The sequence below is a fragment of the Collinsella aerofaciens genome (genome assembly GCF_040910325.1).
In the GTDB taxonomy this organism is placed as follows: Bacteria; Actinomycetota; Coriobacteriia; order Coriobacteriales; family Coriobacteriaceae; genus Collinsella; species Collinsella aerofaciens_BL.
Genome location: NZ_JBDGAV010000002.1, coordinates 9,433 through 27,063 on the forward strand (window position 1 = coordinate 9,433; position 17,631 = coordinate 27,063).

Sequence of the window (17,631 nt, forward strand, 5' to 3'; positions counted from 1 at the left end):
CTCTTGGGCACATTCACGATTCCATGCATTCTTACCCATGAAATAGCAGAAAACATAGGGCTCGTCAGGAACGTCAATCGAAGAGGAACAAGCAAGGCTTGCCCACTGATCTCTAGCCAGCAGCATCGTAGGGTCGCATACAACAGAGCATCGGACGCCCGTAGCTTTCTCTACCAAATCCGCTCCCGTATCCTCGCGAACAGAAATGGCCGAAAAATCGGAAAGAAAATCTTTTGTTTTACGAAGATATTTTTCAGAAAGGGAAGATACTCCAAAACTAGTGGAATAAGACACCTTGCGGACAGGAGGCTGCACGAAAGATAGTGTAAAGTACCTACCAGCAATGTTAACAGGCAGCCAAAGCTGATCGCTGCCAACAACAACGCTGTCATAATCAGCCACAAGCGCCCCAAGTTCTTCAAACGAAGCGGCTTGAGGAGTAAAACTAAAATGTGTTGACTCGAAAGATGAAAATGCACTTTTCCTCTTTGCCATTTTCTTTCCAAAGTCAGCATCAAGCTTCTGCTTGATGCGATGCTTTACAAAACCCAGCTTTGCACGATAAAGATCTACATCAAATAGATGCTCAAGATAGTAATCATTGCGTCCTTCAGAAATAGCATGACCCAGGCCACGTTTATCAATAGTATTGACTTCAACTCCCAGCTCCTCAAGGGCACGCTGGGTCGCGTACGCCTGAAGAACGCTGCCAAAGTTGATTTTGTCATGACACGACGCGACTGCGACTCGCTTAGAACATGTAATAGTCAAGCTATCCCCTTAATCAACAGAACCTAAATAGGTCATATAACAATCCAATAACACTCTGGCCGCAGCATTAATTTCAAATACCTGCAAACCGGCATCGTCGCCAGGCGCGAAGACCTCTGTGCTCAACTCAATAAGTCTTTCGGCCCACTTTATACAGGAGCTAGAAAGTGATTCAAATTGCATCATGGATGTAACAGCGGTCTCAGAGGTAACGGTATCAGACGCAAGAATGGGTGTATGCGATGCCTGGCATTCAACTCCGACCATTGGGAGGCCTTCATACAGGCTCGGCAGGCAGAAAACATCAAATGCTCGATATAAAGATGCTGCGTCGCTTCTAGTGCCCAAAAACCGAACAGAATGGCTAATCCCCAGACAATCAGCTTGGTCCTTTATCTGTTCAACCAACGGACCAGAACCAACCAAAACTAAAACTGCATCATTACGAATCTTTAAAACCTGATCGAATATATTAAGCAAATATGAGTGATTCTTCTGCTCTGTAAAACGACCAATGTGCCCAATTAGAAGCTGTCCATCAGCAACACCAAGCGATCGCCGCGTCCTTAGGCGATCCTCATCATCTGGCGCGAAAACAGACAAGTCGACAGCATTACGCATGACTACAAATTGAGAACTCGATCCAAATAACCATTCACCAGCGAATTTACTACATGCAAAACGGTGAGTCGGATACCGGTTTGATTGCGTTTTCAGCACGGCCTTCAGGGCATTCTTGGCATACTCACCCCTACCACTCGTAGAGTGGCTATGGGCGATACGCACGGGGACACCCGCCTTCTTCGCAGCACGAAGAGGAAAGACCGAAAGCGCGTTGATGTGACTATGGACAATCTTCCAGCCCTCTTGCTTAAAGAGACGCTGAAGCTCTCGCTGGTATTCAGCTACATGCTGATAGGGCGGTATCTCAAAGACCCTGCCACCGAGCGATTCGATCTCGTCACGGGGAACAAGCGTCGAATCGGAATCAACAAGAAAGTCAAACTGCACTTTACCGCGATCGATGTGACGATAGTAATTCATAACGACAGCTTCGACGCCGCCACCAACCATCTTGCCAACAACCTGAGCCACCCTAACCGGTTCAGTCATTTAGCAAGCACCTCCACCGGTAAAGACCTCAACGACCGTGAGGAGAACAATCTTCAAGTCCGTGATGGGGCCGCGCTTGGCGATGTACTCCAAATCACGGCGGACCATGCCGTCGAAGTCGGTATCGTTGCGGTCAGTCACCTGCCACCAGCCGGTAATGCCCGGCTTCACAGCCAAGCGCTGCAGGTCGTACTCGGTATACTCCGCGACCTCGTTGGGCAGCGGCGGGCGCGGGCCGACGACGGACATCTGACCCATGAACACGTTCAGGAACTGCGGGAACTCGTCGATGGAGTGCTTGCGGATGAACTTTCCAATCTTGGTGACACGCGGGTCATTCTTCATCTTGAACATGGCGCCGGCGATCTCGTTCTGCTCCCTGAGCTCGGCGAGGCGCTCGTCGGCGTCCTTGTACATGGAGCGGAACTTCCACATGCGGAAGGTAGTCAAACTACCGTCGGGACGGGTGCGGCCAACGCGGATCTGACTATAGAAGGGGCTGCCCTCGCTCTCCAGTCGGATGGCCGCGGCCAGCACCAGGCTGGGCACAGCGATGACGACGAGCACGGCACCGCTGAACACGATGTCGAATGCGCGCTTCACTGCCCTATATGCCAAGCGCGAGCGGTCCCAGTCCATGATGGATTGCATGGCCTTGTAACGGCCGGCGCCCTCGCGCCGGTCCATGGCCTGGGCAATCAGTGCCGCCCCCGCAGGCGCACAGCTCTTTGTTACTTCTTTAGCAGCCACAGTCAAAAATACATCCCCGTTCCCCAGGGATCCCCCAATCGGTAAATTCAAAAATGCGAACGAATTGCCAGTGCGACGTCTCCCTTACGTTTTGCTGGGAACGTCGAGCGGTAGCAGCTCCCTAAATGCGGAGTTACCTTCGCCCACGTCTACCAGGCACCAGCGTTTATGGCGGTCGATCTTTTTAACGCGGGCCTCTTGCCCCACCAAGGGACCCTGCTCTATGTGCAACACGCCGTCTTCTATGCGCGCTACGCTGTTGCGCACAACACCGTCGTCGTCCAACACGCTGCGGTACCAGTCCTGCGCATCGTCGGGCATGGGCATGTACGCCCGCTCCCTACTTCCGGCGATGCGACAGCCAAAGCTCAACTGGGCCAAGGCCCTATCGAGCGCGGCGGCATCGTGCGTGGCGACGAAAAAATATTCCTTGTACATGGGTTTGGTTTGGAGCGACCAGGCGCCGTCCCGCTTAAACCAGAACTCCTTTTGCATTACAAAAGCGTCCTGCATAAGGTTGTGCGGGATAATGCGGCGAACCTTTTCGCAGATCTCGCGCTCTTTTCCATGGGGGGTATGGACCAGATACCAGCGGACGCGGCCGTGCTGGCTGTTGGTGGTGGCGCCGTTAAATGCGCCCGGCAGCTGCTCTTGGCGCCGTGCCGTCTGTTCCATGTTCTCGCCCCCTCTTTTGGCTTTGCGATGCACGCAAATGCAGGGGCGTTTAGAACAGGCTTCTCGCTCGCAGCTAGGCGCAGTCGCAAAAGTACAGGTTTTTATAGAGGGGTATGGAGATGCACCTAATGTCAGTACATTTTGCGTAATCTGGGCAAACGCTGATTAATTGCTCGTATAATGTCATCTGTCGAAAGATACAAAAACCTGTACCTTTTTGTGCAACAAAAAAAGCCGCTCAACCAGCGGCTTTTCTTATTTCGGCATGAAAAAGGCGACCGGCCTTTGCGGACGGTCGCCTTTGTTAATTGTTGTGAAGCTTGCCTTAGGCGCGGGTCTTGATCTCCTCGAGCACCTTCGCAACAAACTCGTCAACGCTCATCTGAACGGTCTCGTTGGAACGATCGCGGACGGAGATGTTGCCGGCCTCGACCTCCTTCTCGCCCAGAATGAGCATGTAGGGTACGCGATCGATGCTGCGGGCCTCGCGGATTTTGTAGCCGATCTTCTCGTCGCGGTCGTCGCAGACCACGCGAATGCCGGCCTCTTCCAGCTTGGCGCAAACCTCGTGGGCGTAGTCGCGGCTCTTCTCAGAGACGGGAAGTGCCTTGACCTGTACGGGAGCCAGCCAGGTGGGGAACTTGCCGGCAAAGTGCTCAATCAGAATACCGATGAAGCGCTCGATAGAGCCAAAGCAAACGCGGTGCAGCATGATGGGGCGCTTCTTGGTGCCGTCGGCGTCCACGTACTCCAGGTTAAAGTTGAGCGGCATCTGGAAGTCGAGCTGCACGGTACCGCACTGCCAGGTGCGACCGAGCGAGTCCTCCAGGTGGAAGTCGATCTTGGGACCGTAGAAGGCGCCGTCGCCCTCGTTGACCTCGTAGTCCATGTGCAGCTGCTCCAGAGCGGTGCGCAGACCCTCCTCGGCGCGCGCCCAGTCCTCGTCGGAGCCCATGGAGTCCTCGGGGCGGGTGGAAAGCTCTACGTGGTACTTAAAGCCAAACTTTTGGTACACGGAGTCGATGAGGTTGACTACGCCCACGATCTCGTCGGTCAACTGGTCGGGGCGCACAAACAGGTGGGCATCGTCCTGGTTAAAGCAGCGCACGCGGAACAGGCCGTGCAGGGCGCCGCGCAGCTCGTGGCGGTGCACCAGGCCGATCTCGCCGGCGCGGATAGGCAGCTCGCGGTATGAGTGCGGCTTGCTCGCGTACACCAGCACGCCGCCCGGGCAGTTCATGGGCTTAATGCAGTACTCTTCGTCGTCGATGACGGTTGAGTACATGTTGTCCTTGTAGTGGTCCCAGTGGCCCGAGGTCTTCCACAGCTGCTTGTTCATGATGAGCGGCGTGGAGATCTCCACGTAGCCGGCCTTGTGGTGGATCTCGCGCCAGTAGTCCAGCAGCGTGTTCTTAAGGATCATGCCGTTGGGCAGGAAGAACGGGAAGCCGGGGGCCTCGTCGCGCATCATAAAGAGGTCCATCTCGCGGCCGATCTTGCGGTGGTCGCGCTTCTTGGCCTCCTCCAGCATGTGCATGTGCTCGTCGAGCTCTTCCTTAGTGGCAAAGGCGACGCCGTTGATGCGGGTGAGCATCTTGTTGTCCTTGTCGCCCTTCCAGTAGGCGCCCGAGACGCCGGTGAGCTTAAAGGCCTTGAGGGCCTTGGTGTAGCAGATGTGGGGACCGACGCACATGTCGATGTAGTCGCCCTGCTGGTAGAAGGTGATGCGGGCGTCGTCGTCCAGGTCGCCGATGTGCTCGACCTTGTACTTCTCGCCGCGCTCCTCCATAAGGGCGATGGCCTCGGCGCGGGGCTTCTCGTACACGGAAAACTTGAGGTTCTCCTTGACGATCTTTTTCATCTCGGCCTCGATCGCGGGGAAGTCGTCCTCGCTGATCTTGACGCCCTCGGGCAGGTCGACGTCGTAGTAAAAACCGTTGTCGGTCGCGGGACCGTAGGCAAAGTCGGCCTCGGGATAGAGGCGCTTGATGGCCTGCGCCATGATGTGCGCGGCGGAGTGGCGGATGACGTGCGTGACCTCGTCCTGCGGGAGCTCGGCCACCGAACCGTCATTGTAGAGTGCCTTCATGGGTATGTTTTCTCCTCTCGGATGCCTGATGCAAGTGCGTGCGATGCGCTCGGCGTTTTAACTTGCATCATTATAGGCAGGTTGCCTTGGTATACAAGCGCCCGCCGCACCTTAATGGCACGGCGGGCGATTTTCTACGCATGCTTCATCGTGTGGGCGGGGTGCGCATGTGGCTTGCGGCGTGCCCGCAGCTTGCGGCCGGCCCGGCGATGGATGCGTTACTGGATGCGAGTTCGGCAGTAGGGGCAGACCTTCCAGTGCGCATCGAGCGGGCGATGGCAGCTGGGGCAGACGTTGCGAACCTGAGTGTCGCACACCGGGCAGACGACGAAGTCCTTCTCGATGGGGGCGCCGCACTGCGGGCAGGTGCCGTACTGGGCAAGCTGGCGCTCGCGCAGGGCCATGTCCAGCTCCTGCTCCTCGCGGTCGGCCGCGTAGGAGTGCGGACGCAGGACCAGGTAGGCGATGAGGCCCACAAACGGGATGAGGGCGATGATGCCCCATGCCACGTAGGCGCTGGCGCCGCGGCGGCGAGCGTCGATGAACACATAGACGACCGACAGCACATACAGGGCGACGATAAAGCCAACGAAGGCATAGACGACGCCCATAAGCTGCGGCGACATGAGCTCAGAAATGTACTTGGACATTGGGGTGTACCTTTCGGGGTAGTTACAGCTCGAGTTAGTGTAACACGGGGGTTAACGATTTGGCAGGTCGCAGGCATGGTCGGATAGAAACATCTCAATCTGCAGCGGGCGGCGACATCGACCGCGAGCTTGGATGGTGGTGCCCGCGCCGCGGTCTAACGAGGTCGGCATCCGTGCCGGGTCTCCCCTCGTCTGCCGTTGGCGGGTGTTGCGGGGCTGTTCGCCGCATTGCCGCCGTGCTGGGGGTATGTAGACCGTAGGATGGTCTTATTGACAGCCTGTCAACTCGTCTGGGAGGCACTGTGACAGAAACGTTTGATATCGCGATTGTCGGCGCGGGCATCACCGGATGCGCCATCGCACGGCAGCTCGCGCGATTTGAACTGTCCATTTGCGTGGTCGAGGCGGCTAACGATATTGCGCTGGGCGCGTCGAAGGCCAACGGCGGCCTGGTGCACGCTGGCTACGATCCGGCGCCGGGCACCGTAAAGGCACAGGTCAACGCCCGTGGCTGCGAGCTGTACGGTACGTGGGCGCAGGAGCTAGGCTTTCTGTTCTGCCGCACCGGGTCGATGGTGTTGGGCTTTAACGACGAGGACCGCGCGCACTTGGAGCAGCTTCGCAGCAACGGCCTGGCAAACGGCGTGCCCGAGTTGTCGATCGTCGGACCCGACCGTATCCACGAATTAGAGCCGCGCGCCAGTGCCTCTGCAACGTGCGCGCTGTGGTGCCCCTCGACTGGGTTTGTCGACCCGTTTGAGGTTGCCATCGCCGCGCTGGAGAACGCCGTGGCCAACGGCGTGACGTTTATGCGGTCTGCACCAGTAGAGGCAATTGAAGTTGCCGGCTCGGATGACGGAGCCGCGCGCTTTACGCTGGCAACGCCCGCAGGAGACGTGCACTGCCGCTACCTGATCAACGCCGCAGGCAACGGCGCCGCGGACATCTCGCATATGGCCGGTGCCGAGGAGTTTCAGATGGTCTGGCGCCAGGGCAACATCGTGGTGCTGGACAAGGAACCGCGCGCGCTGATGCCGCTCTACCCGGTGCCGACGCCGATATCGAAGGGCGTTATCGTCACGGGTACCGTACACGGCAACACCGTGATTACCGCGACCGCCGCCGTGCGTGAGCCGGGCGATACACAGACCTACGCGGGCGATGTCAACGCGCTCCTGACCGGCGCGCGCAAGCTGGTGCCCGACCTGGATACGCGCCGCGTGGTGCGTGCGTTTGCCGGCGGGCGTCCGGTCATTCAGGGTACGAACGACTTCTTTATTGGGCAGTCGGCCGTGGTGCCGGGGCTGTTCCAGGCGGCGGGTATTCAGTCGCCGGGTGTGGCAAGCGCGCCGGCCATTGCCGAGCGCATGGAGCTTGTGATGCGCAAGGCGGGCGTGGAGCTGCACGAGCGGGCGGACTGGAACCCAATTCGCCGCGCGCCGGACGACTTTGACCGCGCACCGCTGGCGCGCAAGGAGGAGCTGATCGAGTCCGATCCCGCGTGGGGACAGATTGTCTGCCGCTGTGAGACGGTGCCCGAGGCCGAAATCGTGGCCGCGATCCGACGCCAGCCGGGCGCGGTTTCGGTCGAAGGCGTCAAGCGCCGCTGCCGGGCCGGCATGGGTCGGTGCCAGAGTGGCTTTTGCCAGAGCCGCGTGGTGGCGATCATCGCGCGCGAGCTGGGCTGCGACCCCAGCGAGGTGCTGTTGGAGGATACCGGATCTTGGTTGGTTGAGGGACCGCTAAAGGGGGTGCGCTAGGATGGCAACGTTTGATATGCGCGACGGACGCGCGGAGGCGAGCGCCGTCGCAACGCAAGCCTTCGACGTGGTCGTCATCGGTGGCGGACCCGCCGGCATGGCGGCCGCGCTGGCCGCGCAAAAGGCCGGCGCGCGCGTGGCCATCGTTGAACGTGAGCAGCACCTGGGCGGCATCCTCCGCCAGTGCATCCACCCCGGCTTTGGCCTGTCTCACTTTAAGCAGGAGCTCACCGGTCCCGAGTACGCGCAGCGCTTTATCGACCAGGTGCACGCAACCGACATTGCGCTGTTCCTGAACAGTATGGTGCTTGGGATTGATTCAGGCGAGCCTACGGAAGACACCGCAGTCCATACCGTCACGCTTATGAGCCCTGCCGGCATACTGCAGCTCACCGGGCGCGCGGTCGTCCTTGCCATGGGTTGCCGCGAGCGCACCCGCAGCGAGATCAAGATCCCCGGCAGTCGTCCCGCCGGCGTGTTTACGGCCGGCCTGGCGCAACGATACATCAATATCGAGAACCTCAAACCCGGCTCGCGCGCCGTCATTTTGGGTTCCGGCGACATCGGGCTTATCATGGCACGCCGCTGCACGCTCGAGGGGATTTCGGTCGAGGGCGTGTACGAGATCATGCCATACGCCAACGGCCTGCGCCGCAATGTGAAGAACTGCCTGAACGACTTTGACATTCCGCTGCATCTGTCTACCACGGTCACGCGCGTGATCGGGCACGACCGCGTGGAAGCCGTCGAGGTGAGCCAGGTCGACGAGCGCCTGGCGCCCATTCCGGGGACCGAGCGCATTGTTCCGTGCGACACACTGCTGCTTTCGGTGGGCTTGATTCCCGAGAACGAGCTTTCGGTTGCCGCAGGCGTAGAGCTTGACCCACACACGCGCGGCGCCGTGGTGGACCAGAGTTTGCAGACGGGCGTGCCGGGCATCTTTGCCTGCGGCAACGTCCTGCACGTGCACGACCTGGCCGACAACGTGACGACCGAGTCCGAGGGGGCTGGCGCAGCTGCGGCGGCGTGGGCGCTGGGTGGCGGCGCGGGTGTGACGCCTGGCTGCGAACTCACGGTCTCCCCTGCCGGTATCGCGGGCTACGCGCTGCCGGGACGCATTACGGCCATGGCGCTCACCAAACTCAACTTCCGTGTACGCCGGCCGGTCGACGCCGCCCGCGTGCGCATTCTGGCAGGCAACGAGGAACTGTTTGCAGGCAAGATCCGCCCGTTTAAACCGAGCGTGATGGAAAGCTTCCCGCTGCCGGCAAAGGTGATTCAACGCGCACTCGACCTGGGTGCCAGCGAGATTGTCCTGTCCGTCGATCCCATCGAGAAGGCATAGCTCATGAGCAATAACGCAATCGATACGCTGCAGTTCAACTGCACCACCTGCCCATCCGAGTGTCTCCTGACCGTGGAGGTAGAGCGCGACGCAGACGGCGCCGTGGCAGAGGTACGCTCCGTGACCGGCAACAGCTGCCCGCGCGGTGATAAGTTCGCACACCAGGAACTCACCTGCCCCATGCGCGTGCTCACCACCACCGTGGCCGTATCCGGCGGCGACGAAGCCCTGCTCCCCGTGCGCACCGCTGAAGCCATCCCGCTAGAGCTCCACGCCCAAGCCATGAACTTAATCCGAGACCTAGTCGTCAACGCCCCCATCCGCATGGGCAACGTCGTCCTCCCCAACCTCCTCAACACGGGCATCGACCTCATCGCCAGCATGGACATCGACCCAGCCTAAGCAGCTCATTTAGTACGAGGCTCTTTTAGCTATCCCACCATCCACCCCATCCCCGACCTCAGTTGCGGTGAAATAGTTCCTGATTTCCGCCAAAACCCCGGCATCCAGGAACTATTCCACCGCAACTATCCTTCGAATCGGTAATTAGCTTTTGACTATTTTAGTACCATTTCAAAACTATGCCGGATTACGGGGCCAATTCGGAGATCCCCATCCATGCCGGCATTTTTCGATTTTTGATAATCCGTCTACCTGCGGTTTGATTTTCGCGATTTTACCCATGGTCAAGTAATACAGGTCCAGCCCCGTAATCCGCCATACTTTTAAAAACCAGCCCATTTGGGAGGGGCCTCTTTTAGCTACTTTTGCCCGAACGTTCGCTCAAATGATTTTTCTGGGACGGGGATGAAATAATCATTGGGTGCCGAATGATTATTTCATCCCCATTACAGTTTGAGCCGTCCGAAAGGGCGGCTCTTTTCCGTTGCACGGTTATACGATTGAGCCGTACCGGTGGTCGCTGGCCGACCGCCCCGGACGGCCGTCAGCCCCTGCCCCGTAGAGGGCCCGGGACGTGTTGCCGCCGGGGCGGGAGGGGCCGCGGGGAACGACTGATAGAGATGTGCCGGGCCCGGACCGGGCCACGGCGGGGTAATGTGGGTGTCGCTTCCGCGGCTAACGGCCGGCTCAAGGGAGAGGATACACCATGCCTGCAGCAGAGACGCCCGTGGCCTACCTGGGGATCGACGTCGGGAAGAGCTCGCACAGCGCGTGCGCGCTCGATGCGGGAGGGGGCGTCGCCTTCAGGGCCGAGCTGGCAAACAGGCCCGACGACATCGACCGGCTGCTCGAGCGGGCCGGCTCCGGCGCGCTGGTCGTCGTCGACCAGAAGCGAAACATCGGCGCACTGGTCCTCGCGCGCGCCCATGCGCACGGGAACCCCTGCGCCTACCTGCCCGGATATGCCGAGAAGCAGGCCCGCGGGATGTTCCCCGGCATCGCGAAGACCGACGCCATCGACGCCGAGGTGATCGCGCGCACCGCGCTCGGCGTGCCCCGCGCCCTCAGGCCGGCGCCCGAGGAGCCCGAGGGGACCGCCTCGCTGCGGATCCTGTCGTCGCAGCGCGAGTTTGCGTCGTCCGCCAGGACCCGCGCGAAGAACAGGCTGCGCGCGACCCTGCTCGAGGCCGACCCCGCGCTCGAGGGCGCGGTCGACCCGTCGAGCCGCTGGCAGGTGTCGATGCTGGCCGAGTTCGGCGGGGCCGCCGGGTGCTCGGCCGCCGGCTGGCGCAGGTTCTCGAACGCCGCCAGGCGCGCGGGCGCCCCCGCGGCGGGGGCCAGGAGGCTCTGGGAGGCGCTGCTGGCCTCGTCGCGCTCGGGAAGGCGGCTCCCGGCCGGCGAGGACGTCGCGGTCCGGATACTCGCCCGGGAGATAGCCTCCCTCGACGCCGACATCGAGGAACTCGACTCGCTCGTGGCCGACTCGCTGGCGGGCGACGAGGTCTACGAGTGCCTCCTCACGGTGCCCGGGATCGGCCCCAAGACCGCCGCGGCGCTGGTGACGTCGATCGACATATCCGCGTTCAGGGGGCACGACGAGCTCGCGAGCTATTGCGGCGTGGCGCCGTCAGACAGGCGCTCCGGGAGCAGCATCAGGTCGACGTCGCCTCAGCACGGCGGGAACAGGCGGCTCAAGAACCTGCTCATATTCAGCTGCAACTCCCTCATCGGCACGGACAACAGGTTCGGGAGGTACTACGGGGAGTGCAGGGCGAGGGGGATGAGGCACAGCAAGGCGCTGAAGGCGGTCGCGAGGAAGAGGCTCAAGGTCATCTACGCGATCATGCGCGACGCCGTCCCGTACGCGGCCTAGCGGGCGGCGGGATCAACCGAAGAGGAAACCAAGCGGGGGCGCCAGATGCCCGGATGCGTCATGCCGAAATGGCGCGAAGCACGCAGTTGACAAAACTATAGAGACACGTCCCAGAAAAATCATTCCGCATGTTGGACGCAGCTAAAATAGCCCCGACGCAAATTGACTACCCTGGCATTGGGGATACCATGGTGGCACCCTAACGAAAGGACGATGTATGGCACATGTCGATGACCAGCGTGTGGCGCGCGTGCTCGATGCGCTCGAGGCTCAGCACCCCGGCGCACAGCTGCTCGTAAACGACCCATGGTCGATCTATTACCTGACCGGCTTTTATGCCGATATGTTCGAGCGTTTTTGTGGCGTGCTGCTCGCACGCGGCGGCGAGCCCGTGATCTTGGTCAACGCGCTGCATCAGCTGCCCGAGTATGACAATGCCCGCATCGCCTATCACACCGACAACGATGTCGTGGCCGATGCCATCGCTCGCGAAGTCGATCCGACCAAACCACTCGGCATCGACACCGTCATGCGCTCTGGCTTTTTGATGCCGCTCATGGAGCGCCACGCAGCCAGCGAGTTTTTCCTGGGTGACTTTGCCGTCACCGCCGCACGCACCTACAAGGATGCCGCCGAGCAGGAGCTTATGCGCGCGTCCTCGACCGCTAACGATGCCGTGATGGCCGATGTTATCAAGCTCGTCCACGAGGGCGTGACGGAACGCGAGATTGCCGACCAGATGCTCAATCTGTATCGCAAGCACTGTTGCGAGGGCTTTAGCTTTCCGCCCATCGTGAGCTTTGGCGCCAACGCCGGCGACCCGCACCACGAGCCCGACGATACGGCACTCAAGCGCGGCGACGTGGTGCTGTTCGACATTGGCGGACGCCATCGCAACTACTGCTCGGACATGACGCGCACGTTCTTTTGGGGCGAGCCGGACGAGGAGACGGCGCGCATCTACGACATCGTGCGCCGCGCCAACGAGGCCGCCGAGGCGCTCATCGCACCGGGCGTGCGCATGTGCGACCTGGACCGAGCCGCGCGCAACGTGATTGAGGATGCTGGCTACGGCAAGTACTTTACGCATCGCCTGGGTCACTCGATCGGTCTGCAGGACCATGAACCGGACGACGTATCGCTGGTCAACGAGCAAGTCGTGGAGCCGGGCATGACGTTCTCCATCGAGCCGGGCATCTACCTCCCCGGCCGCACCGGCGTCCGCATCGAAGACCTGGTCCTGGTCACCGAGTCCGGCGTCGAGATTCTCAACGCCTACCCCCACGACCCAGTCCGCCTAGACTAGCCAATATGACAAAGGGACAGCCCCTTTGTCATATTGCGATTACGCCGCGCCACGAAAACGGCCCATCTACTACGTTTAACCCGCATGGGTCGAGCATGCGGGTCTTTTTTGAAAACCAGCAAGCCGTCTACCTGCAGTTTTATTTTTGTAATTCCCGGCATGGTTGAGGGTTACCGGTCAAACGTAGTAGATGGGCCCATTTCGTGGCAAACGAGTCAGCTCGGGGCACAGGGCAGCCAAAAAGCCCCATCCCAAATTAGCTGCTTTTGAGTTGCGGTGATATACGGACTGTTTGAGGCTTCTGGCTTGTAAAACAGTCCGTATTTCACCGCAACTGATGAGGGGATGGGTTAGCGCAGCAGGCCGGCTACTTCGCCGGCTAGGGTGATGGTGCCGGCTGCTACGAAGGGCTCGCCCGCGGTCTCGAAAGCCGCGAGGGCCTCGGGCACGCTCGCGTACACGCCCGCGAGTTTATCGGCGTCCACAAGGGCGGCGAGCTCCTCTGCCGGCAGGGCGCGATCGGAATCGGTCTGCGTCACGACCACGCGGGGGAACGCCGGAACCAGAACGTCAACGATGCCCGCCACGTCCTTGTCGGCCAGCGCAGCGCACAGTAGCGTGGGTCGATTCTCTACGCACGGATCGATCTCGTCCAGCGCGCTCACAAAGTTCTCGCAGCTCTGAGGGTTATGGCAGGCGTCAATCAGCTTGAGCGGACCAGTTCCCAGCACATCAAATCGACCCGGCGTGGGGCAGCCCATAAGCGACGCATCGAGCTTGTCATGGTCGAGCTCGCGGCCCAGATAGCCCTCGCACAGCATAATCGCGCACGCAGCATTCTGCGGCTGATACGCTGGCTTAACCATGCTCGACGTATAGATCGCACGCGGCGTGGTGCAGCTAAACTCAACCGTATCGCCCACGTGCTCCGGCACCTTGGTCGTGGCATGGTTCACCACCAGCGGCACAATGCCGCACTCGCGACAACGGGCGTCCATCACACGCTGAACGCTCGACTCGTGCGTACCCTCACCCAGCACAACCAGACGTCCGGGCTTGATAACCGCGGCCTTCTCCCCCGCAATGGCCTCAAGCGTGTCGCCCAAAATGCGTGTATGGTCGAGTCCAATGCCCGTAATGGCGACGGCCAAGGGATCGGTCGCACTCGTAGCATCCCAACGCCCGCCCATACCGACCTCAAGCACGGCAACATCCACCGCGGCCTCGGCAAACACTACAAGTGCGGCAGCCGTCAGCAGGTCAAACGGCGTGATGGAATAGGCACGCTCCCCTGCCGCCACACGGCGCGCATTCACGCGACGACCCGCCTCGACAGCTGCCGAAACGCCACAGGCAAAGGCCTCGTCGCTAACAACGCGCCCGTCAACCTCCATGCGCTCGGGATAGCGCACCAGCTGCGGCGACGTATACAGCGCGGTCTTGAGCCCCTCGCCGCGAAGGATGGCGGCCGAAAAACGCGTAGTCGAAGTCTTGCCATTGGTACCGGCAACCTGAATGCAATCGAAATACTCGTCCGGACGCCCCAGCTCATCGAGCATATCGACAACCGTCTCGAGCAGAGGACCAGCATCCCCAGAAATCCGCCCCGTATCAGCAGCAAGTCCCACAGCCTCATCAAACGAAAGCAACTCAAACGAGAAAGGAACGACATACGACCCAGAACGCTTAGCCATAACCCAAAGTCCCCTCAACATAAAAAGAGGCCCGAATCAACAACGAGCCCCTCCCATTCAAAATATCAGCCAAACACCGCTTTGCAGCGAGATCAAGGCCACAACCAAGTGGCCCTACCAGGCAGCGAACGCCCCCGTAACCGCTATGGGAGCGGTTTGGGGTTTTGCTCGATACAAGTTCCGCACGAGCCGAAGGCCACTTAATGTGGCCTTCGTGCGAGCAGGACTGTCCGCAGTAGCGAGCAAAGCCCCAAACCGCGTCCCCCAGTACCGCCTACGAGAAGTCAGCAACCTGCGAGTTCAGCGCCGCCAGGATCTCCTTGAGCTCAGCTGCACGGTCCCTCTTCTTCTGGACCACCGCGGGCGCGGCCTTGGCCACAAAGCCCTCGTTGGCCAGCGTCTTCTCGCAGCCGGCGAGCTCCTTCTGGGCCGCGGCGATCTCTTTCTCCAGGCGCGCCTTCTCAGCCGAAAGGTCGACCTTGCCCTCGAGCACCACAAAGACCTCGACGCCGCTATCGACCACGGCAATACTCGCGGCCGGCTTCTCAACGCCGGTACCCATGACCAGCGAAGCCGTGTTGGCCAGCGGCTCAATCGTCGAGCGCAGGCTCTCGAGTTTCTCGATATCCTCGGCACCGGCGCGCACGACCACGTCGAGCTCGGCCTTGGGGCTCAAGCGATAACGCGAACGCGTGGCGCGGGCGGCGGAAACGACGGCGCGGCACAGCTCAAACGCGCGCTCGGCGTCCTCGTCCACGTACTTGGCGTAGTCGGCGGGCTCGGGCCACTTGGCGATCATGAGCGCCTCGGCGCGGTCCACGTTGCCCTCGGCGTCCAGGTCGAGCACGCTCGCCGGCATGTTGTCCCAAATCTCCTCGGTGACAAACGGCATGAGCGGGTGCATCAGGCGAATGGAGGTGTCGAGCACAAAGATCAGGTTGCGCTGCGCCTGCAGACGGCCCTCGCCCTTCAGGCGGGCCTTGGTGACCTCGACATACCAGTCGCAGACCTCGTTCCAGAAGAACTGCTGCACGCCGCGGGCCATGTCGCCAAAGGTGTAGTTCTCAATACCCTCGGTGACCATCTTCACGGCCTTGGCCAGGCGGCTGAACATCCAGGCGTCGGCCGGCGTCTCAACGACGGGCTCGCCGGGCGTGTAGCCCTCCATGTTCATAAGCAGGAAGCGGCTGGCGTTCCAGATCTTGGTCACAAACGACTTGGCCTGGTCGGTACGCGGGCTGTCGATAAGCTTCTTGGTCTTCTTGTCGATGTTCGCATCGAACTTGACGTCCTGGTTGTTGGTGCACAGCGTGAGCAAGTTGAAGCGCATGGCGTCGGCGCCGTACATGCCAATAAGGTCCATGGGGTCAACACCGTTGCCCTTGGACTTGGACATGCGGCTGCCGTCCTTGGCCAGGATCGTCGGGTAGATGACGACGTCCTTAAACGGCACCTCGTCCAGGAAGTACAGCGAGCTCATGACCATGCGGGCGACCCACAGCGCGATGATGTCGCGCGCGGTGACGAGCGCCGTCGTGGGGTGATGGCCCTCGAGCAGCTCCGGCTTTTGCGGCCAGCCCTGCGTGGCGAAGGTCCACAGCTGCGAGCTGAACCAGGTGTCCAGCACGTTCTCGTCCTGGTGCACGTGATGGCCGCCGCACTTGGGGCACACGTCGGTGTCCTCGGTCAGGGCGTCCTCCCAGCCACAGTCCTCGCAGTAGAACACGGGAATGCGGTGGCCCCACCACAGCTGACGGCTGATGCACCAGTCCTTGAGGTTCTCCATCCAGGTGGTGTAGGTCTGCGTCCAGCGCGCGGGGTGGAAGGTGACTTTGCCGGAGTTGACGGCGTCGAGCGCCGGCCCCTTGAGCTTGTCAACGGCCACGAACCACTGCTCAGACAGCCACGGCTCAAGCGCGGCGTCGCAACGGTAGCAGTGCATGACGGAGTGATCGAGGTCCTCGGCGTGGTCGAGCAGGCCGTGCTCCTCGAACCACTTGATGACGGCCTCGCGGCACTCATCGCGGTTCATGCCGGTGAACTCGCCGTAGCCTTCGACGACCACCGCGTGCTCATCGAAGATATTGATTTGCGGCAGGTCGTGGGCCTGACCCATGGCATAGTCGTTGGGGTCGTGAGCCGGGGTGACCTTGACAAAGCCAGAGCCAAAGTTGGCGTCGACGTGGTAGTCGGAGAAGATGGGGATCTCACGGTTAACGATCGGCAGCATGACGGTCTTGCCCACGAAGGCAGCCTTCTCGGGGTCCTTCGGAGAGACGGCGACGCCCGTGTCGCCGAGCATGGTCTCGGGGCGCGTGGTGGCAACGACGATGTAGTCCTGGCCGTTAACCGGCTCGGTCAGCGGGTAGCGCAGGTGCCACAGGTGGCCCTTCTCGTCCTTATACTCGGCCTCGTCGTCCGAGATGGCGGTGGTGCAGTTGGGGCACCAGTTGACGATGCGCTTGCCGCGGTAGATCAGACCGTCGTGGTACCAGTCGCAGAAGACCTTGCGCACGGCCTGGGCGTAGTCCTCGTCCATGGTAAAGCGCTCGTTATCGAAGTCGACGGAGCAGCCCATACGCTTGATCTGCTCGACGATGATGCCGCCGTACTCGTGGGTCCAATCCCAGCAGGCGTCGACAAACTTGTCGCGACCGATCTCCAGGCGGCTGATGCCCTCGCTCTTGAGCTTCTTGTCGACCTTGGTCTGCGTAGCGATACCGGCGTGGTCGGTGCCGAGCACCCAGCGCGTGGACTTGCCGCGCATGCGAGCCATACGGATGATGGCGTCCTGGATGGAGTCGTCGGTAGCATGGCCCATATGGAGCTTGCCGGTCACGTTGGGAGGCGGAATGGTGACGGTGCAGTCGCCCACGCCCTCGCGGCGCTTGTAGTAGCCGCCGTCGAGCCACTTCTGCAGGATCGCCGGCTCGTTGGTCGACGGATCGTAGTTCTTGGGCATCTCTTCCATATATCTCTCCCTGTCCCGCCGGGGAGGAATGTAGGCCCGATTTTCGCACGGTCAGGTCCTGGGCTCGCTCGAAGACCACATTAAGTGGTCTTCGGCTCGTGCGGAATCTACGAAAATCGGGCCTACATTCCTCCCCTTAGGTATCGATTACTTCAGTCTGATATGACTTCGCTGAGGCTTAAACAAACACACAGAATAACACAGGTAGTTGGGGTTATTGCGGATATATAAA

13 protein-coding genes are annotated in these 17,631 nt (G+C 60.7%); 5 read left to right on the forward strand and 8 right to left on the reverse strand.

The window, feature by feature from the left end; translation table 11 throughout:
* The 6 genes from AB5Z25_RS01220 to AB5Z25_RS01245 all read right to left on the reverse strand — a co-directional run.
* Positions 1–771 (reverse strand): polysaccharide pyruvyl transferase family protein (locus tag AB5Z25_RS01220; protein ID WP_368134596.1); only part of this gene is annotated, 771 nt, incomplete at its 3' end.
* A 9-nt stretch (positions 772–780) separates the two neighbouring features.
* Positions 781–1,884 carry a glycosyltransferase family 1 protein gene (locus AB5Z25_RS01225; protein ID WP_195645084.1) on the reverse strand — a complete coding sequence of 368 codons (1,104 nt, stop codon included), beginning with the start codon at positions 1,882–1,884 and terminating at the stop codon, positions 781–783.
* On the reverse strand, positions 1,885–2,634 hold the full coding sequence (locus AB5Z25_RS01230) for a sugar transferase (RefSeq protein WP_368130108.1): 750 nt from the start codon (positions 2,632–2,634) through the stop codon (positions 1,885–1,887).
* Positions 2,635–2,718: 84 nt separating this feature from the next.
* A complete protein-coding gene (locus AB5Z25_RS01235; RefSeq protein ID WP_271737856.1) occupies positions 2,719–3,309 on the reverse strand; it encodes a hypothetical protein in 591 nt (196 codons plus the stop codon).
* A gap of 325 nt (positions 3,310–3,634) precedes the next feature.
* A complete protein-coding gene (gene thrS / locus AB5Z25_RS01240) occupies positions 3,635–5,398 on the reverse strand; it encodes a threonine--tRNA ligase (protein ID WP_368134597.1) in 1,764 nt (587 codons plus the stop codon).
* Between the two features lie 218 nt (positions 5,399–5,616).
* Entirely contained in the window at positions 5,617–6,048 is a 432-nt protein-coding gene (locus tag AB5Z25_RS01245; protein ID WP_195535418.1) for a double zinc ribbon domain-containing protein, read from the reverse strand.
* A 302-nt stretch (positions 6,049–6,350) separates the two neighbouring features.
* On the opposite strand from AB5Z25_RS01245, the gene AB5Z25_RS01250 reads away from it, so the two are divergent.
* The 5 genes from AB5Z25_RS01250 to AB5Z25_RS01270 all read left to right on the forward strand — a co-directional run bounded on the left by AB5Z25_RS01250 (position 6,351) and on the right by AB5Z25_RS01270 (position 12,734).
* Positions 6,351–7,808, forward strand: coding sequence for an NAD(P)/FAD-dependent oxidoreductase (locus AB5Z25_RS01250; RefSeq protein ID WP_368134598.1), 1,458 nt, complete (start codon positions 6,351–6,353; stop codon positions 7,806–7,808).
* Position 7,809: 1 nt separating this feature from the next.
* Positions 7,810–9,153 (forward strand): NAD(P)/FAD-dependent oxidoreductase, encoded by a 1,344-nt coding sequence (locus AB5Z25_RS01255; RefSeq protein WP_368134599.1) that lies wholly within the window; start codon positions 7,810–7,812, stop codon positions 9,151–9,153.
* A 3-nt stretch (positions 9,154–9,156) separates the two neighbouring features.
* Complete coding sequence (locus tag AB5Z25_RS01260; RefSeq protein WP_368134600.1) at positions 9,157–9,555, forward strand: DUF1667 domain-containing protein; 399 nt, start codon at positions 9,157–9,159, stop codon at positions 9,553–9,555.
* A 706-nt stretch (positions 9,556–10,261) separates the two neighbouring features.
* Positions 10,262–11,428 carry an IS110 family RNA-guided transposase gene (locus tag AB5Z25_RS01265; RefSeq protein ID WP_225093809.1) on the forward strand — a complete coding sequence of 389 codons (1,167 nt, stop codon included), beginning with the start codon at positions 10,262–10,264 and terminating at the stop codon, positions 11,426–11,428.
* Between the two features lie 217 nt (positions 11,429–11,645).
* Entirely contained in the window at positions 11,646–12,734 is a 1,089-nt protein-coding gene (locus AB5Z25_RS01270) for a M24 family metallopeptidase (RefSeq protein WP_368134601.1), read from the forward strand.
* 350 nt (positions 12,735–13,084) lie between these two features.
* Here the strand turns inward: AB5Z25_RS01270 and AB5Z25_RS01275 are convergent, their stop codons facing one another.
* Positions 13,085–14,428 carry a bifunctional folylpolyglutamate synthase/dihydrofolate synthase gene (locus AB5Z25_RS01275; RefSeq protein WP_368134602.1) on the reverse strand — a complete coding sequence of 448 codons (1,344 nt, stop codon included), beginning with the start codon at positions 14,426–14,428 and terminating at the stop codon, positions 13,085–13,087.
* 274 nt (positions 14,429–14,702) lie between these two features.
* Positions 14,703–17,399, reverse strand: coding sequence for a valine--tRNA ligase (locus AB5Z25_RS01280; RefSeq protein WP_368134603.1), 2,697 nt, complete (start codon positions 17,397–17,399; stop codon positions 14,703–14,705).
* Positions 17,400–17,631: the final 232 nt, after the last annotated feature.